This is a genomic window from Curtobacterium sp. MCBD17_003 (assembly GCF_003234885.2).
Taxonomy (GTDB): domain Bacteria; phylum Actinomycetota; class Actinomycetes; order Actinomycetales; family Microbacteriaceae; genus Curtobacterium.
This window is the reverse complement of sequence record NZ_CP126275.1, coordinates 2,228,525-2,254,942: the sequence shown is the minus strand read 5'-3', so window position 1 is coordinate 2,254,942 and position 26,418 is coordinate 2,228,525. Positions and strand designations below refer to the sequence as shown.

25 protein-coding genes are annotated in these 26,418 nt (G+C 72.6%); 16 read left to right on the top strand and 9 right to left on the bottom strand.

The genetic code is table 11. The features are described 5' to 3' along the window. Window positions 1-25: 25 nt before the first annotated feature. The 8 genes from DEI88_RS10610 to DEI88_RS10575 all read left to right on the top strand — a co-directional run bounded on the left by DEI88_RS10610 (window position 26) and on the right by DEI88_RS10575 (window position 7,814). A complete protein-coding gene (locus DEI88_RS10610; RefSeq protein ID WP_111036621.1) occupies window positions 26-1,546 on the top strand; it encodes an ABC transporter ATP-binding protein in 1,521 nt (506 codons plus the stop codon). Beyond that, a complete protein-coding gene (locus DEI88_RS10605; RefSeq protein WP_111071356.1) occupies window positions 1,543-2,859 on the top strand; it encodes an ABC transporter permease in 1,317 nt (438 codons plus the stop codon). The genes DEI88_RS10610 and DEI88_RS10605 overlap by 4 nt, the downstream gene beginning before the upstream one ends. Then, window positions 2,856-4,145, top strand: coding sequence for an ABC transporter permease (locus DEI88_RS10600; RefSeq protein ID WP_111009511.1), 1,290 nt, complete (start codon window positions 2,856-2,858; stop codon window positions 4,143-4,145). The genes DEI88_RS10605 and DEI88_RS10600 overlap by 4 nt, the downstream gene beginning before the upstream one ends. 65 nt (window positions 4,146-4,210) lie before the next feature. Beyond that, window positions 4,211-4,681 carry a cytidine deaminase gene (locus DEI88_RS10595; protein ID WP_111036618.1) on the top strand — a complete coding sequence of 157 codons (471 nt, stop codon included), beginning with the start codon at window positions 4,211-4,213 and terminating at the stop codon, window positions 4,679-4,681. Further along, window positions 4,678-5,970, top strand: coding sequence for a thymidine phosphorylase (locus DEI88_RS10590; protein WP_111071357.1), 1,293 nt, complete (start codon window positions 4,678-4,680; stop codon window positions 5,968-5,970). Before DEI88_RS10595 ends, DEI88_RS10590 begins: the two co-directional genes overlap by 4 nt. A 10-nt stretch (window positions 5,971-5,980) precedes the next feature. Beyond that, window positions 5,981-7,096, top strand: coding sequence for an adenosine deaminase (locus DEI88_RS10585; protein WP_111009514.1), 1,116 nt, complete (start codon window positions 5,981-5,983; stop codon window positions 7,094-7,096). Then, on the top strand, window positions 7,093-7,545 hold the full coding sequence (locus DEI88_RS10580; RefSeq protein WP_111009515.1) for a PTS sugar transporter subunit IIA: 453 nt from the start codon (window positions 7,093-7,095) through the stop codon (window positions 7,543-7,545). The genes DEI88_RS10585 and DEI88_RS10580 overlap by 4 nt, the downstream gene beginning before the upstream one ends. Continuing rightward, window positions 7,542-7,814 (top strand): PTS sugar transporter subunit IIB, encoded by a 273-nt coding sequence (locus DEI88_RS10575; RefSeq protein ID WP_111071358.1) that lies wholly within the window; start codon window positions 7,542-7,544, stop codon window positions 7,812-7,814. The genes DEI88_RS10580 and DEI88_RS10575 overlap by 4 nt, the downstream gene beginning before the upstream one ends. Before the next feature lie 110 nt (window positions 7,815-7,924). On the opposite strand, the gene DEI88_RS10570 is transcribed toward DEI88_RS10575, so the two are convergent. The 5 genes from DEI88_RS10570 to DEI88_RS10550 all read right to left on the bottom strand — a co-directional run bounded on the left by DEI88_RS10570 (window position 7,925) and on the right by DEI88_RS10550 (window position 14,219). Beyond that, window positions 7,925-8,842 (bottom strand): hypothetical protein, encoded by a 918-nt coding sequence (locus DEI88_RS10570; protein WP_111036614.1) that lies wholly within the window; start codon window positions 8,840-8,842, stop codon window positions 7,925-7,927. A gap of 69 nt (window positions 8,843-8,911) precedes the next feature. Further along, window positions 8,912-10,657 (bottom strand): phospho-sugar mutase, encoded by a 1,746-nt coding sequence (locus tag DEI88_RS10565; protein ID WP_502866968.1) that lies wholly within the window; start codon window positions 10,655-10,657, stop codon window positions 8,912-8,914. Beyond that, window positions 10,654-11,490 (bottom strand): purine-nucleoside phosphorylase, encoded by an 837-nt coding sequence (locus DEI88_RS10560; protein ID WP_111071359.1) that lies wholly within the window; start codon window positions 11,488-11,490, stop codon window positions 10,654-10,656. The genes DEI88_RS10565 and DEI88_RS10560 overlap by 4 nt, the downstream gene beginning before the upstream one ends. 98 nt (window positions 11,491-11,588) lie before the next feature. Next, window positions 11,589-13,358: an acetyl/propionyl/methylcrotonyl-CoA carboxylase subunit alpha gene (locus DEI88_RS10555; RefSeq protein ID WP_111009519.1), complete on the bottom strand. Its 1,770-nt coding sequence runs from the start codon at window positions 13,356-13,358 to the stop codon at window positions 11,589-11,591. Window positions 13,359-13,454: 96 nt separating this feature from the next. Beyond that, window positions 13,455-14,219, bottom strand: coding sequence for a Maf family protein (locus DEI88_RS10550; RefSeq protein ID WP_111026201.1), 765 nt, complete (start codon window positions 14,217-14,219; stop codon window positions 13,455-13,457). A 14-nt stretch (window positions 14,220-14,233) separates the two neighbouring features. Here DEI88_RS10550 and DEI88_RS10545 point away from each other — a divergent pair, with 14 nt between their 5' ends. The 4 genes from DEI88_RS10545 to DEI88_RS10530 all read left to right on the top strand — a co-directional run bounded on the left by DEI88_RS10545 (window position 14,234) and on the right by DEI88_RS10530 (window position 18,631). Beyond that, a complete protein-coding gene (locus DEI88_RS10545) occupies window positions 14,234-15,481 on the top strand; it encodes a class I SAM-dependent RNA methyltransferase (RefSeq protein ID WP_111071360.1) in 1,248 nt (415 codons plus the stop codon). Between the two features lie 144 nt (window positions 15,482-15,625). Further along, entirely contained in the window at window positions 15,626-16,306 is a 681-nt protein-coding gene (locus DEI88_RS10540) for a response regulator transcription factor (protein ID WP_258368518.1), read from the top strand. After that, complete coding sequence (locus DEI88_RS10535; protein ID WP_111071361.1) at window positions 16,296-17,570, top strand: sensor histidine kinase; 1,275 nt, start codon at window positions 16,296-16,298, stop codon at window positions 17,568-17,570. Before DEI88_RS10540 ends, DEI88_RS10535 begins: the two co-directional genes overlap by 11 nt. Further along, window positions 17,567-18,631, top strand: coding sequence for a DUF8320 family protein (locus DEI88_RS10530; protein ID WP_111036611.1), 1,065 nt, complete (start codon window positions 17,567-17,569; stop codon window positions 18,629-18,631). The genes DEI88_RS10535 and DEI88_RS10530 overlap by 4 nt, the downstream gene beginning before the upstream one ends. Window positions 18,632-18,923: 292 nt before the next feature. Here the strand turns inward: DEI88_RS10530 and DEI88_RS10525 are convergent, their stop codons facing one another. After that, window positions 18,924-19,187, bottom strand: coding sequence for an acyl-CoA carboxylase epsilon subunit (locus tag DEI88_RS10525; RefSeq protein ID WP_111049257.1), 264 nt, complete (start codon window positions 19,185-19,187; stop codon window positions 18,924-18,926). Further along, window positions 19,184-20,797: an acyl-CoA carboxylase subunit beta gene (locus tag DEI88_RS10520; protein WP_181435168.1), complete on the bottom strand. Its 1,614-nt coding sequence runs from the start codon at window positions 20,795-20,797 to the stop codon at window positions 19,184-19,186. The genes DEI88_RS10525 and DEI88_RS10520 overlap by 4 nt, the downstream gene beginning before the upstream one ends. Before the next feature lie 131 nt (window positions 20,798-20,928). Between DEI88_RS10520 and DEI88_RS10515 the strand changes: the two genes are divergently transcribed. The 3 genes from DEI88_RS10515 (at window position 20,929) to DEI88_RS10505 (ending at window position 23,706) form a co-directional block, all read left to right on the top strand. Next, window positions 20,929-21,720, top strand: a complete 792-nt coding sequence (locus tag DEI88_RS10515) for a biotin--[acetyl-CoA-carboxylase] ligase (protein WP_111071362.1) — start codon at window positions 20,929-20,931, stop codon at window positions 21,718-21,720. Between the two features lie 4 nt (window positions 21,721-21,724). Continuing rightward, a complete protein-coding gene (locus DEI88_RS10510; RefSeq protein ID WP_111071363.1) occupies window positions 21,725-22,288 on the top strand; it encodes a PH domain-containing protein in 564 nt (187 codons plus the stop codon). 110 nt (window positions 22,289-22,398) lie between these two features. Continuing rightward, window positions 22,399-23,706, top strand: a complete 1,308-nt coding sequence (locus DEI88_RS10505) for a UDP-glucose dehydrogenase family protein (protein ID WP_111013470.1) — start codon at window positions 22,399-22,401, stop codon at window positions 23,704-23,706. Window positions 23,707-23,754: 48 nt separating this feature from the next. Here DEI88_RS10505 and DEI88_RS10500 read toward each other — a convergent pair whose 3' ends face one another. Next, on the bottom strand, window positions 23,755-24,489 hold the full coding sequence (locus tag DEI88_RS10500; protein WP_111071364.1) for a hypothetical protein: 735 nt from the start codon (window positions 24,487-24,489) through the stop codon (window positions 23,755-23,757). Between the two features lie 81 nt (window positions 24,490-24,570). After that, window positions 24,571-25,050 (bottom strand): GtrA family protein, encoded by a 480-nt coding sequence (locus DEI88_RS10495; RefSeq protein WP_111009529.1) that lies wholly within the window; start codon window positions 25,048-25,050, stop codon window positions 24,571-24,573. A 62-nt stretch (window positions 25,051-25,112) separates the two neighbouring features. Between DEI88_RS10495 and DEI88_RS10490 the strand changes: the two genes are divergently transcribed. Then, window positions 25,113-26,297: a 5-(carboxyamino)imidazole ribonucleotide synthase gene (locus tag DEI88_RS10490; RefSeq protein ID WP_258374928.1), complete on the top strand. Its 1,185-nt coding sequence runs from the start codon at window positions 25,113-25,115 to the stop codon at window positions 26,295-26,297. Window positions 26,298-26,418 lie beyond the last annotated feature (121 nt).

Here is a 26,418-nt window from a genome sequence, read left to right as displayed (position 1 = left end):
TCCCGAGAGAAATAGAATCCGGCCCATGAAGCTCGAGCTCCGCGGCATCACCAAGCGCTTCGGCGCCCTCGTCGCGAACGACCACATCTCGCTCACCGTCGAGCCGGGCGAGATCCACTGCTTGCTCGGTGAGAACGGCGCGGGCAAGTCCACGCTCATGAACGTCCTCTACGGCCTGTACCAGGCCGACGAGGGCGAGATCCTCCTCGACGACACGGTGCAGCACTTCGACGGCCCGGGCGACGCGATGCGTGCCGGCATCGGGATGGTCCACCAGCACTTCATGCTCGTGCCGGTGTTCACCGTCGCCGAGAACGTCATGCTCGGACACGAGCCCACGACCTTCGGCGGCCGTCTCGACCTCGCGGGCGCCCGCAAGCGCGTCCGCGAGATCTCCGAGCGCTTCGGGTTCGACGTCGACCCCGACGCCAAGGTCGAGGACCTGCCGGTCGGCGTCCAGCAGCGGGTCGAGATCATCAAGGCCCTGTCGCGCGACGCCTCGGTACTCGTGTTCGACGAGCCGACCGCGGTCCTCACCCCGCAGGAGACCGACGAGCTCATGTCGATCATGCGGCAGCTGCGCGAGGCCGGCACGGCGATCGTGTTCATCACCCACAAGCTCCGCGAGGTCCGCGAGGTCGCCGACCGCATCACGGTCGTGCGGCTCGGACGCGTCGTCGGCGAGGCCTCGCCCACCGCGTCGAACGCCGAGCTCGCCGCGCTCATGGTCGGCCGCAGCGTCGAGCTCGTCGTCGACAAGGCCCCGGCCACACCCGGGGCGGACGCCCTCGTGGTCCGCGACCTCACGGTGACCGACGCAGCGGGCCACGTCCTCGTCGACGACCTGTCGTTCTCGGTCCGACGTGGCGAGATCCTGGCGATCGCGGGCGTCCAGGGCAACGGCCAGACCGAGCTGACCGAGGCCATCCTCGGGCTCGAGACCGTGCACGCGGGCACCATCACCCTGGACGGCCGGGACATCACCGACGCGAGCGTCAAGAAGGTGCTCGACGCCGGGGTGGGCTTCGTCCCCGAGGACCGACAAGAGGACGGCCTCGTCGCCGAGTTCTCGATCGCCGACAACCTCATCCTCGACCGCACGTCCTCGTCCCAGTTCGCCAGCGCGGGCACGATCCGGTCCGCCGAGCGCGACCGTTTCGCCGACGACAAGATCGCCGAGTTCGACGTCCGGACGCCGAGCCGGACCACCGCCGTCGGACGCCTGTCGGGCGGGAACCAGCAGAAGGTCGTCATCGCACGCGAGCTGAGCCGCGACCTCCGGTTGTTCGTCGCCGCGCAGCCCACCCGCGGCATCGACGTCGGGTCGATCGAGTTCGTGCACAAGCGCATCGTCGCCGCGCGCGACCAGGGCGTCCCCGTCATCGTCGTCTCGACCGAGCTCGACGAGGTCGTCGCGCTCGCCGACCGCATCGCCGTGATGTACCGCGGCACCATCATCGGCATCGTCCCGGCGGACACCCCGCGTGACGTGCTCGGCCTCATGATGGCGGGGGAACTCCCCGCCGGGACGGAACTCGCCGCATGACCGACGACACCCGGACGCCGACGACGGCGGCCGAACCGGACCTCCAGACCGACGACCGACTGCAGGACCTCGAGGCGGGCACGTCGCTGACCACCGAGACCGCCGACGACGGCGGCGGCGTGGACCGCTGGTCGGCGGCGCTGCGCGGGATCCTGGGCGGCTCGGTCCTCGTCACGGTGTTGGCCGTGGTCCTGGCGCTCGTCGCCAGCGGCATCCTCATCGCGATCACGGACAAGACGGTCACGACGGCGATGGGCTACTTCTTCGCCCGTCCCTCCGACACCTTCGTGGCGATCGGGCACAGCGTGGGCGGCGCGTTCCTCAGCATGTTCGACGGCGCGGTGTACGACCCGGGCCAGTCGACCTTCTCGTCGGGCATCGCGTCGCTCTGGACGACGATCGACTTCGCCACGCCGCTCATCGTCGCGGGCCTCGGGGTCGCGGTGTCGTTCCGCTCCGGACTGTTCAACATCGGCGGCCAGGGGCAGATCCTCGTCGGCGCCGCCTCCGCCGCCTGGTTCGGGTACTCGTTCCACATGCCGGCGATCGTGCACATCCCGCTGACGGTCGTCGCGGGCATCGTCGGCGGTGCGATCTGGGGCGGGATCGTGGGCGTGCTGAAGTCCCGCACGGGCGCGCACGAAGTGATCGTCACGATCATGCTCAACTACGTGGCGCTGTACCTGCTCGAGTACGGCCTCGGCACGAAGGGGCTGCTCCAGGCGCCCGGGAGCGCGAACCCGCAGTCGTCGCCGACGCTGCCGTCCGCGGTCCTCCCGACGCTCATCGGTGGCCAGGGGACCGGTGTCGACATCGGGATCCTCATCGCCATCGCGGCCGTCGTGTTCACGTGGTGGCTCATGAGCCGGTCGACGCTGGGGTTCCGCTTCCGCACCGTGGGCGAGAACCCCCGTGCGGCGCGCGTCGCCGGCATGGACGTCGGCAGCATCACGATCTGGGCCATGGTGATCTCCGGGGCCCTCGTCGGCATCGCCGGGGCCTACCAGGTGCAGGCCGCGGTCACCAGCGGGTACGACCAGGGCATCGACGCGGGCATCGGGTTCGACGCCATCACGGTCGCGCTGCTCGGTCGGTCGAAGCCGTGGGGCGTCTTCTGGGCCGGTCTGCTGTTCGGTGCGCTCAAGGCCGGCGGCAGCTACGTGCAGGCCAGCCAGAACATCCCCATCGACATCGTCAGCGTCATCCAGGCGCTCATCGTCCTGTTCATCGCGGCCCCGCCGCTCGTCCGCGCGATCTTCCGGATCCCGCAGCCGGGTGCTCGCCGCACCAAGCGGAAGGCGGTCGCCGCGTGAGCGTCCTCGCCCCCAACGCCACCGCGCCGGCCGCGTCCGCCGCGGACCGTCCGGTGACGGCCGTCCGGAGCTGGAAGGCACCGATCGGGTACGGCGTGTTCACGCTGTTCGCACTCGTGCTGTTCGGCGTGTTCCACAAGCCCGGCACGTCCACGTTCGAGCTCGCGTCGGCGCACGACCTCGTGCAGCTGCCCGCCGTGCCGCTCCCCGCGACCGGGACCGGCATCGTCGTCATCGTCCTCCTCGCCATCGGGACCGCCTACGCCACGTGGCGGGCCGCACGGTCGCGGAAGGTGCAGACCTGGGTGACCGTGCTGTTCGCGATCGCCTTCGTCATCGCGTTCCTCACGTGGGCCTCGCCCGGTTCGACGATCCCCGTCCCGGGTCTGCTCGTCGGCGCGCTCGGCCTGTCCGCCCCGCTCATCTTCGGCTCGCTCGGCGGTGTCATCTCCGAGCGCGTCGGTGTCGTGAACATCGCGATCGAGGGGCAGTTCCTCGCCGGTGCGTTCGCGTCCGCCGTCGTCGCGAGCATCACCGGTTCGGCGTGGGTCGGACTCGTCGCCGCGGTGATCGCCGGGGTGCTCGTGTCGTTCATCCTCGCGGCGTTCAGCATCAAGTACCTCGTCGACCAGGTGATCGTCGGCGTCGTCATCAACGCGTTCGTCTCGGGCCTCACCGGGTTCCTCTACTCCAAGGTCCTCGCGACCGACACGGCGCTCAACGTCGGCGTGCGGTTCCCGGCGATCGAGATCCCCGGACTCTCCGCGATCCCGATCATCGGCCCGGTGTTCTTCCACCAGTCGGTGATCGTGTACCTCATGTACATCGCGGTCGCCGCGGTCACGATCGGCCTGTTCACCACACGCTGGGGCCTCCGGCTCCGGGCCGTCGGCGAGCACCCGCAGGCGGCCGACACCGTGGGCATCAACGTCACCAGCACCCGGTTCTGGAACGTCTCGCTCGCGGGCGCGATCGCCGGTCTCGGCGGTGCGTACTTCACCCTCGGGAACGCGGGCCCGTTCGCGAAGGACATGACGGCCGGTGCCGGGTACATCGCCCTCGCTGCCGTCATCTTCGGTCGATGGGACCCGATCAAGGCGACGCTCGCCGCGCTGCTCTTCGGGTTCGCATCGAATCTGCAGAACCTGCTCGCGGCGATCCACTCGCCGGTGCCGACGCAGTTCCTGCTCATGCTGCCGTACGTCGTGACGATCTTCGCCGTCGCCGGACTCGTCGGGCAGTCCCGCGGTCCAGCCGCGTCCGGCAAGCCGTACATCAAGTCCTGATCCACCGCGGCCGCCCCCCAGGGGGAGCGATCGGCCGCGACCTGCTCCGCCGGGAGGCACACCCCATGTCCGCAACCGACCCCGCCACCCAGTCCGCTCACGCGGCGGAGGCGGCCCCGTCCCTCCCGGCCGACGTGGACTGGGACGCCCTGCGGGCGGCCGCGACCGAGGCGATGGGCCACGCGTACGTGCCCTACTCGTCGTTCCCCGTCGGGGCCGCCGCGATCACCGAGGACGGCCGCGTCGTCGCCGGCTGCAACGTCGAGAACGCCTCGTACGGTGTGACGCTCTGCGCCGAGTGCTCGCTCGTGTCCCAGCTCCACATGACGGGCGGTGGCCGGCTCGTCGCGTTCACCTGCGTCGACGGCAGCGGCTCCGTGCTCATGCCCTGCGGGCGCTGCCGGCAGCTGCTCTTCGAGCACTCCGCGGACGGCATGCTGCTCGAGACCGTGTCGGGCGTCCGCACGATGGACGAGGTCCTGCCGGACGCGTTCGGGCCGCGGACCCTCGCGACCTACCGGGCGGAGCACCAGTGACCGCCGTGGAGCCGTTCGACACCGTCGACCTCATCCGCACGAAGCGGGGCCGCGGCACGCTGTCGACCGCCGAGATCGACTGGCTCGTCGACGCCTACACCCGCGGGTACGTCGCCGACGAGCAGATGGCGGCGCTCGCGATGGCGATCTTCCTCAACGGCATGGACCGGCGCGAGGTGCGCGACCTCACCCTGGCGATGATCGCGTCCGGCGAACGCATGTCGTTCGACGGACTCGGCAAGGTCACGGTGGACAAGCACTCGACCGGTGGCGTCGGCGACAAGACCACTCTGCCGCTCGCCCCGCTCGTCGCGTCGTTCGGCGTCGCCGTGCCGCAGCTGTCCGGCCGTGGACTCGGGCACACCGGTGGCACCCTCGACAAGCTCGAGTCGATCCCCGGCTGGCAGGCCTCGCTGTCGAACGCCCGGATGCGTGAGGTGCTCGCCGACGTCGGCGCGGTCGTGTGCGCGGCCGGGGCCGGTCTCGCGCCGGCGGACAAGAAGCTGTACGCGCTCCGCGACGTCACCGGCACGGTCGAGTGCATCCCGCTCATCGCGTCGAGCATCATGAGCAAGAAGATCGCCGAGGGGACGGGCGCGCTCGTCCTCGACGTCAAGTTCGGGTCCGGCGCGTTCCTGCAGGACATCGAGCAGTCCCGGGCCCTCGCCCGCACGATGGTCGAACTCGGGCAGGACGCCGGCGTCGCCACCACGGCACTGCTCACGGACATGGACGTCCCCCTCGGCCGGACCATCGGCAACGCGCTCGAGGTCCGTGAGTCCGTCGAGGTCCTCGCCGGCGGCGGTCCGGCCGATCTCGTCGAGCTGACGCTCGCGCTCGCGACCGAGATGCTGCAGCTCGCCGGCCTGCCCGACGCCGACCCGGCCGCCGCGCTCGCGGACGGACGAGCGATGGACACCTGGCGTCGGATGATCGCCGCGCAGGGCGGCGAACCGTCCGCGCCACTCCCGACGGCTCGCGAGACCCACGTCGTCACCGCGCCGCGCTCGGGCGTGCTCACCGAGCAGCGAGCGCTGCCGTTCGGCATCGCGGCCTGGAGGCTCGGTGCCGGTCGTGCGCGCGCGCAGGACCCGGTGCAGGCGGGCGCCGGGATCGAGCTGCACGCGAAGCCGGGCGACGCCGTGACCACAGGGCAGCCCCTGTTCACGCTGCACACCGACGAGCCCGCGCGCTTCGACCGGGCCCTCGATGCGCTCGAGGGCGCCTGGGGGATCGGGGACACCGCGCCGGAGCGCGGTTCGATCGTGCGGGAGCGCATCGGCCGGTAGCCTTGGGGGCATGAGCGCCCCCGACCAGACCTACCGGCTCCCGGACGGCGGGGCGGTGATCAACGACCTGCCCAAGGTGTCCCTGCACGATCACCTCGACGGCGGCCTCCGCCCGACGACCATCGTCGAGCTCGCCGACGCGGCCGGGGTGTCCCTGCCGACGACCGATCCGGACGACCTCGGGCGCTGGTTCGCGGACCAGTCGAACTCCGGGTCGCTCGTCGAGTACCTCAAGACGTTCGACGTCACGACCGCCGTCATGCAGAGCCGCGAGGGACTGACGCGTGTCGCGCGGGACTTCGTCGAGGACCTCGTGGCCGACGGTGTCGTGTACGGCGAGGTGCGCTGGGCGCCCGAGCAGCACCTCCAGGGCGGTCTGACGCTCGACCAGACCGTCGAGGCGGTGCAGCAGGGCATCGAGGAAGCCGTGGACGCCGCTGGCGGGCGGATCCGCGTCGGGCAGCTCGTGACCGCGATGCGCCACGCCGACCGCGGGCTCGAGATCGCGGAACTCGCCGTGCGGCACCGTGACCACGGGGTCGTCGGCTTCGACATCGCGGGCGCCGAGGACGGCTTCCCCGCATCGCGGCACCGTGCGGCGTTCGACTACCTGGCGGCGCAGTTCATGCCCGTCACCGTGCACGCCGGCGAGGCGGCGGGGCTCGACTCCATCCGATCGGCGCTGCTCGACGGTCGTGCGCTGCGGCTCGGGCACGGCGTCCGCGTGTTCGAGGACGTCGAGATCACCGACGCCGACACGGACGGCTCGGCCCTCGCGGCCCTGGGCGAGATCGCGTCGTGGGTGCGGGACCGTGAGATCCCGCTCGAGGTGTCGCCGTCGTCGAACCTGCAGACCGGGGCGATCGCGGCCTGGGGCGACGACCTGGCGGACCACCCGTTCGACACGCTGTACCAGCTCGGGTTCCGGGTCACGGTCAACACCGACAACCGGCTCATGAGCGACACGTCGTTGTCGAAGGAGCTCGCGCTCCTCGCCGCGACGTTCGGGTACGACCTCGACGACCTCGCGGCGTTCCAGATCAACGCCGCGCTCGGAGCGTTCCTGCCCCTCGAGGACCGCGAGGAGATCATCGCGACGATCACCACGGGCCACGCCGAGGCATGACCGCCACGCTCCCGCCGCTCCCTGACAGCGCCGTCGTGATCCACGAGACGGCGGCGGACTGGCGCGCGGCCATCGGTCTCGCGGGCGGAGCGCTCGCGGCATCGGGAGCGACGGACCCCTCCTACGGCCGGTCGATGGTCGCCATGGTCGAGGAGCACGGCCCGTACATCGTGATCTCGCCCGGGCTGGCGTTGGCGCACGCCCGACCGGGTCCCGAGGTGCACCGCGACGGTCTCGCCGTGGTGACCCTGGCCGCACCGGTGGTCTTCGGGCATCCGCACAACGATCCCGTTCGGGTCGTGCTCGGGCTCGCCGTGGCGTCCGTCGGAGGGCATCTCGACTCCATCGGCGCCCTGGCCAACCTGTTCAACGACGCCTCCGTGACCGATCGGTTGGCGGCGGCGCAGAGCCCGGACGAGGTCCGGCAGATCATGGGGGTGACGGCATGAAGATCGTGACGATCTGCGGTGCGGGTATCGGTTCGAGCGGGATCCTCAAGGTCAACGCGGAGCGGGCGCTCGCCGACCTCGGGCTCGACGCCGACGTCGTCGCGGCCGACGTCGCCTCGGTGCGGGACGTCGCGGCTGACGCCCAGGTCATCCTGACGAGCGAGGAGTTCGTGGAGGCCATCGGACGGACCTACGCCGAGGTCATCCTCATCCGGAACCACTTCGACCAGCAGGAGATCTCGGCCGCGGTCGAGCGAGCGCTCGGCTGACCGCGGCCGGGTCGCTCCCGCTCGTTGCGCCACTGTGAACCGCCGAGTGGACAACGAGCCGGGCCATCGCGCGGCTCAACCCGCTGCGGCCCGGTTCGACTTCAGCCAGCTCATGCCACGTGCGCGAGGAGACCGACCCGAGCGAGTTGCTCCGGTGCTGTGCCGCCGGGTTGGATGTCGGCCCACACGAGACGGAGCACCGTCCGGACGCCCGGAACGCTCCGGAGCCGGTCCTCGCGCCGCTTCTCGTCCATCACGACACGCTCGATGGAGCGACCGTGCCGCATCGCTCGCGACCGGTACTTCACCGCGCCGTCGAACTCGACGATGACGCCACTGGTCGGGAACCAGAAGTCGACACGTCCGATGAGACCGTCGGCGTCGTGGAAGGGTGCTTGCAGGACCGGCATCGGCGCACCGAGATCGTGCATGAGCAGGCGCGTGACGCTCTCGCCCGGGGACCCGCTGTCCCCGCTCGCGAGGGCGATCAGGTCTGCAGCACGGCGACGGGCGCGTGACGCCGGACGCATGCGGAGTTCTCGCGTGAGTTCTGGCCGCCGGACTCCCGACCGCAGCAGCGCATCGAGGACGACGATGGCGTGCCGTCGATCCTCGGCGAGTGCGATGTCGACGCCCGTGGCAGCCGGGGTCGTGACGAGGGACCGACGCCAGCGGGTCACCGTGATGAACCGCGTCGCTCCGCCGAGCTTCCGGATCGTGCTCCGCCGTTGACCGTTGACGCGCTTCGGATCGGTGACCGTGACGATCGACGGGAACGCACCGAGCCAGGGGAGACCGTGCACGGCGACCGCTGACGAGTGAGACACCACCGTCCCCGGCGCCGTGGTCGGCAAGACGGCGCGGATCCGAGCACGGTGTCGCACGTCGGCGCTCGCGGCATCCCAGTGGTCGGTCCGGACGAAGCGACCGGGAGCGAGGCGTGTCAGCGCACCTCGCTCCGTCGCTCGTCGCAGTTGTCGGCCGAGCTCGGGGTCGGACGGGGTCGCGATGACGGACAGCTCGTGCATGCGGCCATGGTGCAGGAAGCGCGGTGCAGCACCGTCCCTCGGACCGTCGGTTGTGGAGAATCCGGGGGACTAGGAGACGAGGGGGCGCACCGCGTCCGCGATCCGCTGCACGAGGACCGCCGCGGCGTCCGGGCCCTCGGAGGACACCGTGTCGATGTAGACCTTCACCTTCGGCTCCGTACCGCTCGGCCGCACGATCACCCGTGCGCCGCCGTCGAGGTCCCAGCGCAGGATGTCGGACGGCGGGAAACCCTCCACGCCGTCGCGGAAGTCCGTGACCTCGCGGACACCGATGCCGTCGAGATCGGCCGGCGGCGTCTCCCGGAGCGCGGACATCACCTGTCCGATGCGGTCGAGGTCGTCGACACGGACGGACACCTGCCCCGAGCCAGCGGCACCGAACGTGTCGGCGAACTCCTGCAACCGGTCGGCGATGGTACGGCCACGAGCGGCGAGTTCGGTGGCCAGACCCAGGAGCACGACCGCCGCCGAGATGCCGTCCTTGTCGCGGATGACCTGCGGGTCGACGAGGTACCCGAGGGCTTCCTCGTACCCGAAGACGAGGCCCGGGACCCTGGAGACCCACTTGAAGCCGGTCAGGGTGTCGCGGTAGTCCAGGCCGTACCGCTCCGCCACGTGCCGGAGTGCAGGGGAACTCACGATGCTGGCGGCGAGGGTCGGCCTGGTGCCCTCGTCCGCGGCGTCACCCGTCGCCCGCCCAGCTCGACCCTGAGCAGCCTGCTCCGCAGCACGCCAGCCGAGCAGCCATCCGACCTCGTTGCCCGAGAGCCGCCGGAAGGACCGGGAGCCGTCGTCGGCGGGAACGGGGATCGCGAGCGCCAGGCGGTCGGCGTCCGGGTCGTTGGCGACGACGAGATCGGCGTCGAGCTCGACACCGCGCGCGAGCGCCAGGTCCATGGCCCCCGGCTCCTCCGGGTTCGGGAAGGCCACGGTGGGGAACGCCCCGTCGGGCTCGATCTGCTCGGGGACGACGTCGGGCTCGGCGAACCCGGCAGCCGCGAACACCTGGCGGGCGGTGGCCCAGCCGACGCCGTGCATGGCCGTGTAGACGACGCGCGGCTGCTCCCGCGGCGGCAGGGCGGGTGCGTCGACGAGACCGGCGGTGGCGGCGACGTACGCGTCGACGACCTCGGTGCCCTGGATCGCGTAGGCATCGCTGCGGGCGAGGTCACGGATGTCGCCCCCGGCGACGGCGTCGATGGCCTGGGCGATCTCGGCGTCGACGGGTGGGACGATCTGGGAGCCGTGGTCGCCCTGGCCGAGGTACACCTTGTAGCCGTTGTCCCGCGGCGGGTTGTGGCTCGCGGTCACCATCACTCCGGCGCCGACGTCGAGGTGCCGCACGGCGAACGCGAGCACGGGCGTCGGCAGGGCCTCGGACAGCAACGTGACCTCGATGCCGAGCCCCGCCAGGACCTCGGCGGAGTCGCGGGCGAACACGTCGGAGTTGACGCGGCCGTCGTAGCCGATGACGACACTGCGGACGCGCCCGGAGTCGATGAGGAAGCGTCCGAGTCCCGCCGCGGCCTGGGTGACGAGCACGCGGTTCATCCGGGTCGGTCCGGCGCCGAGCTCGCCCCGGAGGCCGGCCGTGCCGAACGCGAGGCGTGACCCGAAACGGTCCGCGAGCGGCGCCCAGTCGTCGTCGTCGCGCGCAGCACCGAGCAGCGCGTCGAGTTCGGCGCGGGTCTCGTCGTCGGGGTCCTGGTCGAGCCAGCGCGTCGCGGCATCGAGCAGGGCCGCGCGTGTCGACTCGTCGTCCGGGTCGTGCGCGCCGGACACCGTGCCGCTCACAGTGCCGCCACGACCCGGGCGAGCAGGTCGGCGATCACGGGCTCGGCGTCCTTGCCGGCTTGCAGGACCTCGGCGTGCGAGAGGGGTTCCTTCTGGATCCCGGCAGCCAGGTTCGTGATGAGCGAGAAGCCGAGGACCTCCATGCCGGCCTGCCGCGCGGCGATGGCCTCGAGCGCGGTGGACATGCCGACGATGTCACCGCCGATCGTCCGGGCCATCCGCACCTCGGCCCAGGTCTCGTACTGCGGCCCGCGGAACTGCGTGTACACGCCCTCGTCGAGCGTCGGGTCGATCTCCTTCGCCACGGCGCGGAGCCGTGCGGCGTACAGGTCGGTCAGGTCGACGAAGGTCGCGCCCTCGAGCGGGCTGTCCGCGGTGAGGTTGATGTGGTCGCTGATGAGGACGGGCGTGCCGGGCTTCCAGTGCTCCTTGATGCCGCCCGCGCCGTTCGTGAGCACCATGATCGACGCGCCGGTCGCGGCAGCGGTGCGGACGTTGTGCACGACCCGGCGGACGCCGTGGCCTTCGTAGTAGTGCGTCCGAGCGCCGATGACGAGCGCGTGCCGCCCGTCAGGCATCCGCACGGATCGCAGCGTTCCCGTGTGTCCGACGACCGCGGAGGCGCTGAACCCGGGGACCTCGGTGGCGGGGACCTCGGACACGGTCTCGCCGAGGAGGTCCGCGGCCTTCGCCCAACCGCTCCCGAGGGTCAGGGCGATGTCGTGGTGCTCGATGCCCGAGCGGTCCGCGATCACGGCGGCGGCGTCACGGGCGACCTCGAACGGGTCGACCGCGGGGTCGTTCAGGGGGTTCTCGCTGGTCGTGGTGGCCATGCCGACAACTCTAGATGCGGCTCGTCCGCGCGCTCGTCGACGGCCCCCGCGTGTGGAGCCGCGCCGCGCCTCCCGGCGTGTGGAGGACCAGGGCCGCGCTACGCGAGCTCGAGCAGCACGTGTCCCGAGGACACGGTCTGCCCGACGGGCGCGTTCACGGCGCGCACGACGCCGTCGCGGTGCGCCTGCACGGGCTGCTCCATCTTCATGGCCTCGAGCACGACGAGCAGATCGCCCTTGACGACCTCCTGGCCCTCCTCGACGGCGAGCTTGACGACGGTCGCCTGCATCGGCGAGGTGACGCTCGCGCCGGACGGACCACCGGCGCCGCCGCCCCGGACCGTGGAGGTGCGGCGCTTCGGGGGAGCGGTCCGGTGCCGGGGGGACGCCGCGACGCCGACGACGCTCGGCATCGTGACCTCGATCCGCTTGCCCGCGACCTCGACGACGACCCGTTCGCGCGCCGGCGGCTCGGGGAGCGCCTCGGGCTCGCCCGACCACGCGGGGATCTCGTTGACGAAGTCGGTCTCGATCCAGCGGGTGTACACGCTGAACGGTGCGTCGTCGGCGGTGGCGAACGCCGGGTCCTCCACGACGGCGCGGTGGAACGGCAGGACGGTCGGGAGGCCCGTGACCTCGAACTCGGCCAGCGCACGACGCGAACGCTCCAACGCCTCGGCGCGCGACGCTCCGGTGACGACGAGCTTGGCGAGCAGCGAGTCGAACGCACCGGTGACGACGTCGCCGGAGACGACTCCGGAGTCGACGCGGACGCCGGGACCGGACGGGGCGTGGAACACGTGGACCGGGCCGGGCGCGGGGAAGAAGTTGCGGCCGGGGTCCTCGCCGTTGATGCGGAACTCGAACGAGTGCCCACGGGCCTCCGGGTCCGGGTAGTCGAGCGTGCCGCCCTCGGCGATGCGGAACTGCTCGCGAACCAGGTCGATGCCGGTGACCTCCTCGGACACCGTGTGCTCGACCTGCAGGCGCGTGTTCACCTCGAGGAACGAGACGGTGCCGTCCCGACCGACCAGGAACTCGCAGGTGCCCGCGCCGAGGTAGCCGACCTCGCGCAGGATGGCCTTCGAAGAGGTGTACAGCTGCTCGGTCTGCTCCGGCGTCAGGTACGGCGCCGGGGCCTCCTCGACGAGCTTCTGGTGGCGGCGCTGCAGCGAGCAGTCACGCGTCGACACGACGACGACGTTGCCCTCGGCGTCGGCCAGGCACTGGGTCTCGACGTGGCGCGGTTCGTCGAGGTACTTCTCGACGAAGCACTCGCCGCGTCCGAACGCCGCCACGGCCTCGCGGGTGGCGGAGTCGAACAGCTCGGGGATCTCCTCGCGGGTCCGGGCGACCTTGAGGCCACGACCGCCGCCGCCGAACGCCGCCTTGATGGCGACGGGCAGGCCGACCTCGTCCGCGAAGGCCACGACCTCGGAGACGTCCTGGACCGGCTCGATGGTGCCGGGTGCGAGCGGCGCGCCGACCGCCTCCGCCACGTGCCGGGCGGACACCTTGTCGCCGAGCCGCTCGATGGCCTCGGGCGACGGGCCGATCCACACGAGTCCGGCGTCGATCACCGCGCGGGCGAAGTCCGCGTTCTCGGCGAGGAACCCGTACCCGGGGTGCACGGCGTCGGCACCGGAGCGTCGGGCGACGGAGACGATCTTGTCGATGACGAGGTAGGTGTCGGCGCTCGTCGTCCCGTTCAGCGCGTAGGCCTCGTCGGCGAGGCGGGCGTGCAGGGCGTCACGGTCCTGGTCGGCGTAGACGGCGACCGAGGCCTTGCCCGCGTCACGTGCCGCTCGGATGATCCGGACCGCGATCTCGCCACGGTTCGCGATGAGGACCTTGCTGATACGGGGCATGAGAACTCAGCGTATTCGCGCCTCGGGTGCCCCCATTGACCGGCATGCACAAAGAAGGCGTGGTCCGGCCGTGCGGTTGCTACAACGCCCTCCGGGTCAGGCGGTGGCCCACAGATCGTGCCAGGCGATGCCGAAGCCGTGGCGGAGCATCGACCGCAGCATGGGCAGCGACAGTCCGACGACCGCGCTCGGGGCACCGTCGATCCGGGTGATGTACGCGGCGGCGGCGCCGTCGATCGTGAACGCGCCCGCGACCTCGAGCGGCTCGCCGGTCGCCACGTACGCCGCCACCTCGTCGGGGTCGACGTCGTCGGCGAAGGTGAGCCGCGCACCGTCCACCGCCACGACGGTGTCACCCTCGATCCGCATGCCGGGAGGAACGGCACCGGCCCGGCCCGCCGGTCCCGCATGCGCACCGGTCGCGTGGTCGTCGGCGGTCGTCGACGCGGCCGTACCGGAGCCTCCCGGCCGGTCCCGTCGGCGGTCGACGACGCAGTGGCCGGACCACAGGGTGCCGCCGCCGGCCGCGAGCATCCCGCGCCACCGCTCGCGCGCGACGACCGGGTCGTGGGGTTTGCCGTACAGGTGGCCGTCGACCTCGAACGCGGAGTCGCCTCCGAGGACGACACCGTCCACGGGGGAGCCGGCGATCGACCGGTCCGCGACGGCGCGGGCCTTCGCGACGGCGAGCAGCGACACGAGCTCGGGGCCCGTGAGCGCCCGACCGAGGCGCTGTGCCTCGGCGGCGGCGGTGGACTCCTCGTCGACGCCGGGCGCCACGAGGACGGGCTCGATCCCCGACTGGGCCAGGAGGGCACGCCGTGCCGGGGAGGTGCTCGCGAGGTACAGGCGGGTGCGCATGCGACCATCGTTCCATGGGTGACCAGGTCGGAACGCTGCTCGAACTCGACGTCACCGGGATCGCGCACGGCGGGATCACGGTGGCGCGGCACGAGGGACGCGTCGTGTTCGTGACCGACGCGATCCCGGGCGAGCGGGTCGTCGCCCGGGTGGGTGAGGACCGGAAGAAGTCGTTCTGGCGCGCGGACACCGTCGAGGTGCTCGCGCCGTCACCGCACCGTCGTCCGCACGTCTGGGAGGCCGCCGCGATCGAGCGCGATCCCGCCGAGCGGGCCGGTGGTGCCGAGTTCGGACACATCGCACTCGAGCACCAGCGGGCCCTGAAGCAGCAGGTCCTCGTCGAGGCGTTCGCGCGGTTCGCACACCTCGACCTGCCCGACGTCGAGGTCGTCGCCGCGCCCGGGGACGACGCCGCGGACGGTCTCGGCTGGCGGACCCGCGTCCGGCTGCACGTCGACGAGGACGGCACGCCCGGCCCCTTCGCCGCGCGCTCGCACCACGTCGTCGCGGTGCACGACCTGCCGCTCGCGGCGGCCGCCGTCGCGGCGGCCGCACCGCTCGGCGCGAGGACCATGCCGGGCGCGGCCGTGGTCGACGTCCTGGCCCCGTCGGAGGGGTCGGGCGAGGGTCGGCTCGTCATCGACGCGCAGGCACCCACCGTCGTGCACGAACGGGTCGGCGACCGGGTGTTCGCCGTCGACGACACGGGGTTCTGGCAGGTGCACCGTGCCGCACCCCGGGTCCTGACCGACGCCGTCCGGCGCGCCGTGGATCCGGACCGGCTCGACCCCCAGGGCCACCACCTCGACCTGTACGGCGGCGTCGGGCTGCTCGCGGCGGCGCTCGGTGACCTCGTCGGAGGTGGATACCGCGTCACGAGCGTCGAGGGCGCCGCGGCCGCGACCGAGCACGCCCAGGAGAACCTCGCCGAATGGGTCGGAGCGCGTGCCGAGACGGGGCGCGTCGACCGGTGGCTGCGCCGCACGCTGGACACGGTCGGGCGGACCGAGCGGGACCGGTTGGCCGCTGGCACCGTCGTGCTCGACCCGCCGCGGGCCGGGGCCGGGAGGGACGTGGTCGAGTCCGTCGTCGCGCTCGAGCCCGCCCAGGTCGTGTACGTCGCGTGCGACCCCGTCGCGCTGGCGCGCGACGTCGCCACGTTCGCCGAGCTCGGGTACCGGCTGGACGACGTCCGCGGGCACGACCTGTTCCCGCACACGCACCACGTCGAGGCCGTGGCGCGGCTCGTCCCCGAGGTCTGACCCCGTCCTCGCCGTCCCCCGAACCGCGGACCGGAACCGAGCCCGATGCTGGTGGCGGCCTGAGTACGATGGTGACGGCGAGCGGAACAGGGGCCGCACGCCGGAAGCGAGGCGACCGTGGCATCAGGAACGACGTCCACCAGCGTGGACCACACGAGCACGACGACCAGGCCGGTCCGGGTCGCGATCGTCGACGACCACGAGTCCGTCCGGCTCGGCATCCAGGCCGCGTGCCAGGCCGAGGGCTACGAGGTCGTGCTCACCGCCGCGAGCGTCCCGGAGTACGTCGAGGCCCTCGCCGGGCGCGAGGTCGACGTCGTCGTGCTCGACCTGTCCCTCGGCGACGGCTCGACCGTGACCGAGAACGTCAAGCATGTCCAGGGCACGGGGGCCGCCGTCCTCGTGCACAGCATCGCCGACCGCGTCGCGAGCGTCCGAGAGGCCCTCGCCGCCGGTGCCGCCGGGGTCATCCCGAAGTCCTCCGCGACGAAGACCGTCATGGCCGCGGTCGCGACCGTCGCGCGCGGGGACGTCCTCAACAACCTCGAGTGGGCGAGCGCCATCGACGCCGACCGCGACTTCGCCAAGGCCCAGCTCGGGCGTCGCGAACGCGAGATCCTGCACCTGTACGCGTCCGGGCTGCCGCTCAAGCTCGCCGCCCAGCAGCTCGGCATCGGCTACTCCACCGCGCGCGAGTACCTGGACCGCATCCGCGTGAAGTACGTCGAGGTCGGACGCCCGGCCCCGACCAAGGTCGATCTGCTGCGCCGTGCGGTCGAGGACGGCATCCTGCCGGGACTCGACGCGGACGGCGATGGTCGCTGACGCCGCACCGCCGGTCGCGGCGGACCCGAGCCGGAGCATCCGGCCGGCCATCACCGCGACCACCCTCGAGCGGGCCATCGCGGTCATGCTCGCCGCGGCGGCCCTCGGGTTCGGCGCGGTCACCGTCCCGCCGGTGCTCCAGCAGCTCCCGTCGCTCGACCCCGTGTGGGGACTCGTCGTGGCGCTCGTCGTCTGCGCCTCGATCGTGTTCGTCGGGGCGACGGCCGTCGTCCGCCGGCTCGCGCGGACCGCGCAGATCGTCGTCGCGGTCGTGTTCCTCGTCGCGCTCGTCACCTGGCCGTTGACGGTGCCGGGGAGCCTCCCGCAGGCGCAGGTGCCCTGGCTCTGGTGGTTGTGCAACGTCGCGACGATCGCAGCCGCCATCGCGTTCCGCACGTGGCAGATCGCCGCCGTCTACAACGTCCTCGTGCCCGTCGCCTACGTCGTCGTCCGGATGACCCCATCGGGCGGCGCCGTCTCGCTGCCCCGCGCCGTGCTCGACGGCGTGTACGTCATGATCCTCGGGGGCGCGGCCCTCGTGCTCATCGTCGTGATCCGCCGTGCCGCCGCCGCCGTCGACGCCGCGCAGGCGACCGCGGTGCAGCGCTACGCCCGGGCCATGCGCGAACACGCCATCGAGCTCGAGCGGGTGCAGGTCGACGCCATCGTGCACGACAGCGTGCTCACCACCCTGCTCTCGGCGGCGCGCGCCGACACCCCCGAGGCGAAGACCCTCGCGGCGACGATGGCGCGGAACGCGATCGCCCACCTCGACGCGGCGGCCGCGCGGGGCGGCCCCGCCGTGGTGCCGCCGGTGCCGTTCTCCGCGGTCCGGTCCCGCGTGGTGGAGACCGTCGGGGCGCTCGCCGCCCCCGTGGACGTCCGCTCCCAGGACGTCGACGACCGCGACCTGCCGGCGTCGGTCGCCGAGGCCCTCGCCGCCGCGACCCTGCAGGCCGCGGTGAACAGCGTGCAACACGCGGGCGACGACGCCGTCCGTCGGTGGGTCACGCTCATCGGGATCGGCGCCGCCGGCGTGCGCATCGAGATCGGCGACGACGGCGCCGGGTTCGATCCGGGGACCGTGCCGGCCGAGCGGCTCGGCGTGCGTCGGTCCATCATCGAGCGCGTCGGGGTCGCCGGCGGGGAGGCGCGGCTCGTCAGCGCGCCCGGTCGCGGCACCCGCGTCGTGCTCACCTGGGCGCCCGAGGCCGCGCCCGCGTCCGTCCCGGTCGAGGCGGCTTCGTCGCGGGGTGGACGATGAGGGCCTCGCTCCCCGCCGGCGTCGCCACCGCGCTCGCCGCGATCTTCTCGCTGTACCACCTGGTGCTCGCCGTGACGTCCTTGTCCGAGGTCCGGGACGTCCAGCCGGTCATCGCGTGCATGGTCCTCTACGTCGCCGCCACCGCTGCCGCCCTCGTCACGACGGACGGCACGCTCCCGGTGTGGTCGGCCTGCTTCGCGCTCGCCACGTCGGTCGTGATGCCGCTCGTCATCGCGCCGGAGGTCCCCCCGGCCTCGGTCGGCACCGGGTACGCGACCTGGTACGTCGCGGCCGTCGGGACGCTCATGGTCATCCTCGTCGTCCGCCAGCGCACGGCGTTCGCGTGGATCGGCGTCGGGTTCCTCGCGCTCCACTCGGTGCTGTGGGCGGGACCCGGCGGGCTGGCGTCGCTCGGGGTGATCGGGAGCCTGTCGTGGGTGGCCATCGCGTCGGCGTTCGTCGCCGCGATGAACGGTGCGACCCGCGTGCTCCGCGACTTCGTCCGGGCCGAGCAGGAGACCGTCGACTGGCAGGCGGCACAGGACGCCCACGTGCACGAGCGGCAGTTCCGGCTCGAGCAGACGACCCGCATGGCGCTGCCGATGCTCCAGCGGATCATCGCCACCTGCGGGGACCTGTCCGCCGAGGAGCGACTCGAGTCCGTCAACCTCGAGGGCGCCATCCGCGACGAGATCCGGGGGCGGAGCCTGCTCTCGGACGAGGTCCGGCACGAGGTCATGGCGCTCCGGCGCGCCGGTGCCACCGTCCAGCTCCTCGACGAGGGTGGTCTCGACGAACTCGAGGACGAGGACCGCGCGCGCGTCCACGCGGAGCTGGCGCGGGGCCTCCGGGCTGCCGCGGGTGCCGACACCGTGGTGATCCGCACCGTTCCCGGGGGATCGGACACCGCCGTCACGGTCGTCGGACTCCGCCTGGACGGCGACGCGAGCGAGTCCGCGGCGCTCGGAGCCGGTCTCGACGACGAGGACGGCGACGAGGACGACTCCGTCGTGCTGTGGCTCGAGATCCCACGGCACCTCGACCCGCGCCCGGCCGGCTGAGGGACGGCGTCCCGCGACGCTCACGCGCCTCGTTGAACGACGAAGCGGGCCGGTGGTCCACCAGCCCGCTCGTCGAAGGGAACGAGTCAGAGCGACAACCCGAATGTCGCTCTGACTCGACGGGAGCGACGCCGAACCCGAATCGGTCGTCGCTCGGCGATGTTCCTCGAAGAGGCACATCGAACACATCGATGATGACACGGCCGCGGTCCCGGGACAGTCGTCATTTCGGGGGACATTCCTGGATGTCGTACCCCGGAATGTCGCGACGTGGCCGCGGCGGTGCCCGGGATCAGCGGAGCGAGCGGGACCAGGTTCCGGCGGCACCCGACGGCATCGTCCGCGGAGAGCGGCTGGCGGCCTCCCACCCGGCGCGGGGGTCGACCGACACCACGGTGCGGCCGCGCGCCGCTGCGGCGTCGGCGGCAGCGCGGAGCACGGCCGTGACGGCCGCGATGTCCTCGGGTGTCGGCGACCCCGCGACCACCGAGAGGTCGATCCCGTCGGCGCTCCCCGGCCCTCCCGGCCGGTCCGACGCGCTCGCGTCGGCGCTCACAGCGGGATGTTCCCGTGCTTCTTGGGCGGGAGGGCCGCACGCTTGCCGCGGAGGGCGCGCAGGGCCTTGACCACGGCGACCCGCGTCGCGTGCGGCTGGATGATCCCGTCGAGCTCGCCGCGCTCGGCGGCCAGGTAGGGGCTCGCCACGTTGTACGTGTACTCGTTGGCGAGCTGCGCCCGGACCGCGGCGACGTCCTCGCCGGCTTCCTCGGCGCGCTTGATGTCGCTCCGGTAGAGGATGTTGACGGCGCCCTGGCCGCCCATCACGGCGATCTCGGCCGTCGGCCACGCCAGGTTGATGTCGGCGCCGAGCTGCTTGGAGCCCATGACGATGTAGGCCCCGCCGTACGCTTTGCGCGTGATGACCGTGACGAGCGGCACCGTGGCCTCGGCGTAGGCGTACAGGAGCTTCGCGCCGCGCCGGATCACGCCCGTCCACTCCTGGTCGGTGCCCGGCAGGTACCCCGGGACGTCCACGAGCGTGAGGATCGGGATGGAGAACGCGTCGCAGAACCGGACGAAGCGGGCCGCCTTCTCACCGGCGTCGATGTTCAGGGTCCCCGCCATCGCCTGCGGCTGGTTCGCGATCACGCCGACCGTGCGTCCCTCGACGCGACCGAACCCGATGACGATGTTCGGTGCGAAGAGCGGCTGGACCTCGAGGAAGTCGCCGTCGTCGACGACGTGGTCGATGATCGTCATGACGTCGTACGGCTGGTTCGTCGAGTCCGGGATGACGACGTCGAGCTCCCGGTCCGCGTCGGTGGTCTCGAGCTCGACCGCGGTGTCGTAGGCCGGGGCGTCGGACAGGTTGTTGTCCGGAAGGAACCCGACCAGCGAGCGGGCGTAGTCGAGTGCGTCCTGTTCGTCCTCGGCGAGGTAGTGCGACACCCCGGACACCGCGTTGTGGGTCTGCGCGCCGCCGAGTTCCTCGAACCCGACGTCCTCGCCGGTGACGGTCTTGATGACGTCCGGTCCGGTGACGAACATGTGGCTCGTCTTGTCGACCATGATCACGAAGTCCGTGAGGGCGGGGGAGTACACCGCGCCCCCCGCGGCCGGTCCCATGACGATGGAGATCTGGGGGATGACGCCGGACGCGGCGGTGTTCCGGCGGAAGATCTCGCCGTACTTGCCGAGTGCGACGACGCCCTCTTGGATGCGCGCGCCGCCGGAGTCGAGGATCCCGATGATCGGGACACCCGTCTTGAGCGCCAGGTCCATGACCTTGACGATCTTCTCGCCCGCGACCTCGCCGAGTGATCCGCCGAAGACCGTGAAGTCCTGCGCGTACACGGCGACCTGCCGGCCGTGGATCGTGCCCGTGCCCGTGACGACCGCGTCGCCGTAGGGGCGCTTGGCGTCCATGCCGAAGGCGGAGGTGCGGTGCCGCACGAACTCGTCGAGCTCGACGAACGAGCCCTCGTCGAGGAGCGCGGCGATGCGCTCGCGGGCGGTCATCTTGCCCTTGGCGTGCTGCTTCGCGATCGCGGCCTCGCCTGCGGCGGTCACGGCCTCGTGGTACCGCACCCGGAGGTCGGCGAGGCGCCCGGCGGTGGTCGACAGGTCCGGCGCGTCCACGCCGTTGGGGGACTCGGGGGTGCTCACCCGATCACCCTACCGGCCGGTCGAGCGCCGTCCGTTGGAGGGTCCCCACGGTTCCTGGGGGTCGGAGTGCACGGTGTCATGCAACCGGCGGACGTGCTCCCGGCGGGGGCGCGACCCGTACATTGGCTCGCATGTCGTTCGAACGATCCCGTGCCGCCGGGGTGCCGCTCACGGTCGTGGCGTCGACGGGGTCGACGAACGCGGATCTCCTCGCCACCGCGCCGGCGACCGATCACCTCGCCGCGCTGGCCACACTCGACCAGACGGCCGGGCGCGGGCGGCTCGACCGCGTGTGGACGGCGCCGCCCGGTCGCACGCTCGCGGTCAGCGTGCTCGTCCGTGCGGACCTCGACCCGGTGGCGCGGGGCTGGCTGCCGCTCGTGGCCGGCGTGGCGATGCGGGACGCGGTCGCGCCGCTCGTCACGGCGACCGCGGTCGCCGTGAAGTGGCCGAACGACGTGCTCGTCGACGACCGGAAGCTGTGCGGGATCCTCGCCCAGGTCGCCGCGGACGGGTCCGTCGTCGTGGGCGCGGGCGTGAACCTCACCCTGACCGAGGACGACCTGCCCACACCCGTCGCGACGTCGCTCGCGCTCGCCGGTGCGCGTGGGGGCGCCGACGACCTCGCCGACGTCGTGCTGGCCGGCTTCTGGACGCGGTTCCGGGAGGCCGTGTCCGGTCTGTCCGCGGACCTGCCCGGCGTGCGCGCCCGGGTCCGTGCGGCGTGCGGAACCATCGGACGCGAGGTGCGCGTCGAGCTCCCGGACGGATCCGTGCTCGAGGGGACCGCGACGGACCTCGACGACGAGGGTCGTCTGGTCGTCGAGGGGCCCGGCACTGCGTCCACGCCGGGAGCAGGCCGTGCATCCGGTGCCGTCACGGCGATCGCCGTGGGCGATGTGACGCACCTGCGGTATGCATGACGCCATGCCCGACGAGGACGGACCCAGCGAGCGCGTCGTCGCCCGGATCCGGCCCTCCGGGCGCCAGTTGGTCCGGCCCGTCGTCGCGCTCCTCGTCGCGGCCGCGGGCTACGGCTCCGGTCACGGCGTGTTCCACGCGCAGTGGGCGTGGGTCGACCTCGTCGTGTCGGTGGCGGCGCTCGTGGTGCTCGTGCTCGGGGCGCTCGTGCCGTTCCTCCGCTGGTTGTCGACGCGGTTCGTCGTCACCACGCACCGACTCGTCGCGCACGAGGGGGTCCTCATGCGGCACCGCACCGAGGTGGTGCTGACGCCAGCGCTCGTCGTGTCCGTGCACCGCTCGATCGGGCAGCGGCTCTGCGGATCCGGGGACGTGGTCGTGCAGGGGGCGTCGGACCGTCCGGTGCTGTTCTGGGACGTGCCGGGTGTCGCGCTCGTGGCGGCCGCCGTGCAGGAGCTCGCCGGCCGTGCCGCACCGCCGCCCGCCGCGCACGCCACCGGTCCGACGTGGGAGGAGATCCTCCGCGGCCCCGGGTCCGACGACGTCGGACCCGGAGGCGCTCGGTCGTGACGCGCCGGTGATCCGGGGTCCGGGCCCACGGGGACACCGGGGGTGGGGCGCGGGTGAGGCCCCGGTGCGTCCGGCCGCTCGGCGTCGGCGCGCTCCGGTAAGTTCGTCGGGTGCGCATCTCAGTGATCGGCTGTGGGTACCTCGGTGCCGTCCACGCCGTCTCCATGGCCAAGCTCGGACACGAGGTCGTCGGCGTCGACGTCGATCCCGTCAAGATCGCGGCGCTGTCCCGCGGTGAGGCACCGTTCTTCGAGCCGGGACTCCCCGAGATCCTCAGCGAGGCCCTCGCGACCGGCCGCATCCGGTTCACGACGGAGATCGCGGACGTCGCGGGGTCCGAGGTGCACTTCCTCGCCGTGGGGACCCCACAGGGTGCCGACGGAGCGGCCGACCTCCGGTACGTCGACGCGGCGGTGGCCGCACTGCTGCCGCACGTCGGTGCCGGACAGCTCGTCGTCGGCAAGTCGACCGTGCCGGTCGGCACGGCGGCGCGCCTGGCGGAGGACCTCGCCGTGGCCGAACCCGACGCGACGCTCGTCTGGAACCCCGAGTTCCTGCGCGAGGGCTTCGCCGTGCAGGACACGATCAGCCCGGACCGGATCGTGTACGGCGTGCCGGACGGGGTCGAGGGTGAGCGCGCGGTCGAGGTGCTCGACGACGTCTACGCCGCGGCCCTCGCCGCGGGGACGCCCCGACTCGTGGTCGATCGCGCGACGGCCGAACTCGTGAAGGTGAGCGCGAACGCGTTCCTCGCGACGAAGATCTCGTTCATCAACGCGATGGCCGAGATCGCCGAGGTCACCGGCGCCGACGTCACCGCCCTCGCCGACGCCATCGGGCTCGACGCCCGCATCGGCCGGCGGTTCCTCAACGCGGGCCTCGGGTTCGGGGGCGGGTGCCTGCCGAAGGACATCCGTGCCTTCCGTGCCCGGTCGATCGAACTCGGCCTGCCGCACACGCTCGACTTCCTCGAGGACGTCGACGCCGTCAACCTGCGGCGTCGCGACCGCCTCGTGGACGTCGCGACGGAGCTCCTCGGCGGCGACGTCCAGGGCCGCCGCGTCGCGGTGCTCGGTCTGGCGTTCAAGCCCGACTCGGACGACGTGCGCGACTCCCCGGCGCTCGACATCGCGGCACGACTGCGGGCGGCGGGGGCCGTGGTCGTGGCCTACGACCCCGAGGCCGTCCACACCTCGCAGCGCGTCCATCCCGAACTCACCTACGCCGAGAGCGCCGCCGAGGCCCTCGGCGGCGCCGACGTCGTCCTCGTGCTGACCGAGTGGCAGGAGTTCCGGGACCTCGAGCCGGCCGCGGTCGGTGCCCTCGTGGCGGCCAAGGCGATCGTCGACGGCCGCAACTGCCTCGATCCGCAGGCCTGGCGGCAGGCGGGGTTCACGTACCGCGGCATGGGGCGCTGACCGGAGTCCGACGCTCCACCGGCCGCCCGGTCCGCGCCCGCCCGTCCGTCAGGCCGTCGAGACGACGCTGCCGGTCGTCGCGTCGACGACGACCGTGTGGGTGGTGCCGCCGGCACTGACGAGCACGGTCCACCGGTGCGACGATCCGGCGGCGCCGAGGCGGAGGGACATCACCCTGCCGCCGTCGACCGCGGCGGTCGCCGTCGTGGCGGCGTGGGCGACGTCGACGCGTGCCGCCGTCGCCGCGGCGGCGTCCGCGGCCTGCGTCGCGGCGTCCACCTGCTTCGGGAAGGGGCCGCTGATCACCCGTTCCGTCGTCCCCGAGACGACCGACTGCGTCTCGGCCCCGCCGGTCCCCACGACGAGCACGGTCCAGCCGTCGGCACCGGACTTCGAGAACGCGATGACGGTGCCACCACCGGCGGCCGTGACGCCCTGCGCGGCGATCCCGGCGACGTCGACCGGCGCTGTCGTCCCGGTGCCGGCCCCGCCCGAGGACGACGACCCGCCGGAGCCGGACCCACCGGCACCCGCGGTCGCTCCCGGGTCGGCTGACGCCGGTCCCGATGGCGCGCCGCTGCTGATCGGGGCAGCACCCGCCGTCGCACCCGTCGCGGTGGTGGCGTCGCCGGTCGGGTGGGGCGTCGCGCTCGCGCCGTGCGCGGTCCGTGTCGGTGTCGGGTCGCCGCCGCCGCACCCCGTGAGGGCGAGGGCCACGCCGACCCCGAGTGACACGACGACGGGCAGCGGGACGAGACCGCCCCGACGGCGAGAACCTGGCATGGACCCGATCCTGGCAGGCGGGCCCCACCCCACCCCGCAACGGCCGGGAGGGTCGTGGAACGCGCCGACGACGGCTCGCGGTCAGGGCGTTGTGTCGGCTGCGACCGCGGGGACGCTGCGGTCCTGCGTGTCCAGGGTGCGGTCCGGGTGGTACACCCACACCTTGTACAGCCAGAACCGGAAGGCCGTACCGAGCACGAGGCCGATCACGTTCGACGAGATGTTGTCCGCGAGCGCGGAGTGGTAGCCGAGGACGTAGTGCGAGATCCAGAGGCACCCGAGGGAGATGAGCATGCCGCCGAGTGACACGACGACGAACTCGATGCCCTCACGCACGGCCACGGAACGGCGCTGGTGCCGGAACGTCCAGTAGCGGTTCCCGACCCAGTTCACGAGGATCGCCACCGTGGTCGAGATGAGCTTGGCGAAGAAGGGACCGGCGTGCACGTGCTCGGGGGCGAGGACGGTGAGGCGGAGGAGGTTGAACAGGCCGGTGTCGACCACGAACCCGACTGCTCCGACGATGCCGAAGCGCGCGAGCTGTGCGAAGAGACGCCGCACGGGCCCTCCCGGTTCCGTAGAGTTGTGGCCGGCGGATGCGAGAACGGCCGCCGCGAGTCTAGATGACGCGCTGGGATCGGTCCCGGTCGTCGTGGAGGGAACACACGGACATGGCGTTGCGCGTCGGCGTGATCGGTGGCGGACAGCTGGCCCGGATGATGGTGCCCCCGGCCGTGGAACTCGGCCTCGACATCCGGGTGCTCGCGGAGCAGCCGGGCATGGCGGCCTCGATCGCCGCGACGGCCACGGGTGACTACCACGACGCCGCGACCGTGCTCGCCTTCGCGCGCGAGGTCGACGTCGTGACGTTCGACCACGAGCACGTGCCCCAGGACGTGCTGGCCGCGCTCGTCGACGCCGGCGTGGCCGTGCGTCCCGGTCCCGCCGCCCTCGCCGTGGCGCAGGACAAGATCGTCATGCGCACACGGCTGTCGTCGCTCGGGTTGCCCGTGCCCGACTGGGCCGCCGTGCACGACGCGGCCGAACTCGGCGCCTTCCTCGACGCCCACGGCGGCCGCGCGGTCGTCAAGACCGCCCGTGGCGGGTACGACGGCAAGGGCGTCCGCGTCGTGACGGCGTCCGACCAGGCCGACGACTGGTTCACCGCCCTGGCCGAGACCGCCTCGGGTGACGCGTTGCTCGTCGAGGAGCTCGTCGCCTTCACGCGGGAGTTGGCGCAGTCCGTGGCGCGGCGTCCCTCGGGCGAGGTCGTCCCGTGGCCCCTCGTCGAGACCGTCCAGCGCAACGGCGTGTGCGCCGAGGTCATCGCGCCGGCGCCGGGCAGCGCGGGGCGGATCGCGGACACGACCGGGGACATCGCCGTCCGCATCGCCGAGGAGCTCGACGTCACGGGCGTGCTCGCGGTCGAGCTGTTCGAGACCGACGATGAGCGGATCCTCATCAACGAACTCGCGATGCGGCCGCACAACACCGGGCACTGGTCCATCGACGGCGCCACGACGAGCCAGTTCGAGCAGCACCTCCGCGCGGTCCTCGACCTGCCGCTCGGAGCGCCGGGCATGCACGCGCCCACCGCGGCCATGGTGAACGTGCTCGGCGGCCCGGCCGACGGCGACCTCGCGTCGCGCTACCCCGCCGCACTCGCCGAGTTCCCCGAGGCGAAGTACCACTTCTACGGCAAGGCGCCGCGGCCCGGGCGGAAGATCGGCCACGTCACGGTCACGGGCGACGACGTCGACGACGTCGTGTTCCGTGCCCGGGCGGCCGCAGCGCACTTCGACGACTGACGGGCGGCCGCGCGACGGCCCGGCGCCGTCCCTCCCGACCGGCGCCGTCCCCCGATGGGGGATCCCCCGGACTGGGCGGTGCACAGGGGTGACCACTGCTGTTGTCATGGACAACAGCCAG

What these genes read in the sequence shown, in the direction of transcription:
- DEI88_RS10610 (WP_111036621.1), top strand. Translation starts at nt 26, where the DNA reads ATGAAGCTCGAGCTCCGCGGCATCACCAAGCGCTTCGGCGCCCTCGTC.
- DEI88_RS10605 (WP_111071356.1), top strand. Translation starts at nt 1,543, where the DNA reads ATGACCGACGACACCCGGACGCCGACGACGGCGGCCGAACCGGACCTC.
- DEI88_RS10595 (WP_111036618.1), top strand. Translation starts at nt 4,211, where the DNA reads ATGTCCGCAACCGACCCCGCCACCCAGTCCGCTCACGCGGCGGAGGCG.
- DEI88_RS10585 (WP_111009514.1), top strand. Translation starts at nt 5,981, where the DNA reads ATGAGCGCCCCCGACCAGACCTACCGGCTCCCGGACGGCGGGGCGGTG.
- DEI88_RS10580 (WP_111009515.1), top strand. Translation starts at nt 7,093, where the DNA reads ATGACCGCCACGCTCCCGCCGCTCCCTGACAGCGCCGTCGTGATCCAC.
- DEI88_RS10575 (WP_111071358.1), top strand. Translation starts at nt 7,542, where the DNA reads ATGAAGATCGTGACGATCTGCGGTGCGGGTATCGGTTCGAGCGGGATC.
- DEI88_RS10570 (WP_111036614.1), bottom strand. Translation starts at nt 8,842, where the DNA reads ATGCACGAGCTGTCCGTCATCGCGACCCCGTCCGACCCCGAGCTCGGC.
- DEI88_RS10560 (WP_111071359.1), bottom strand. Translation starts at nt 11,490, where the DNA reads ATGGCCACCACGACCAGCGAGAACCCCCTGAACGACCCCGCGGTCGAC.
- DEI88_RS10555 (WP_111009519.1), bottom strand. Translation starts at nt 13,358, where the DNA reads ATGCCCCGTATCAGCAAGGTCCTCATCGCGAACCGTGGCGAGATCGCG.
- DEI88_RS10550 (WP_111026201.1), bottom strand. Translation starts at nt 14,219, where the DNA reads ATGCGCACCCGCCTGTACCTCGCGAGCACCTCCCCGGCACGGCGTGCC.
- DEI88_RS10545 (WP_111071360.1), top strand. Translation starts at nt 14,234, where the DNA reads ATGGGTGACCAGGTCGGAACGCTGCTCGAACTCGACGTCACCGGGATC.
- DEI88_RS10535 (WP_111071361.1), top strand. Translation starts at nt 16,296, where the DNA reads ATGGTCGCTGACGCCGCACCGCCGGTCGCGGCGGACCCGAGCCGGAGC.
- DEI88_RS10530 (WP_111036611.1), top strand. Translation starts at nt 17,567, where the DNA reads ATGAGGGCCTCGCTCCCCGCCGGCGTCGCCACCGCGCTCGCCGCGATC.
- DEI88_RS10515 (WP_111071362.1), top strand. Translation starts at nt 20,929, where the DNA reads ATGTCGTTCGAACGATCCCGTGCCGCCGGGGTGCCGCTCACGGTCGTG.
- DEI88_RS10510 (WP_111071363.1), top strand. Translation starts at nt 21,725, where the DNA reads ATGCCCGACGAGGACGGACCCAGCGAGCGCGTCGTCGCCCGGATCCGG.
- DEI88_RS10500 (WP_111071364.1), bottom strand. Translation starts at nt 24,489, where the DNA reads ATGCCAGGTTCTCGCCGTCGGGGCGGTCTCGTCCCGCTGCCCGTCGTC.
- DEI88_RS10490 (WP_258374928.1), top strand. Translation starts at nt 25,113, where the DNA reads ATGACGCGCTGGGATCGGTCCCGGTCGTCGTGGAGGGAACACACGGAC.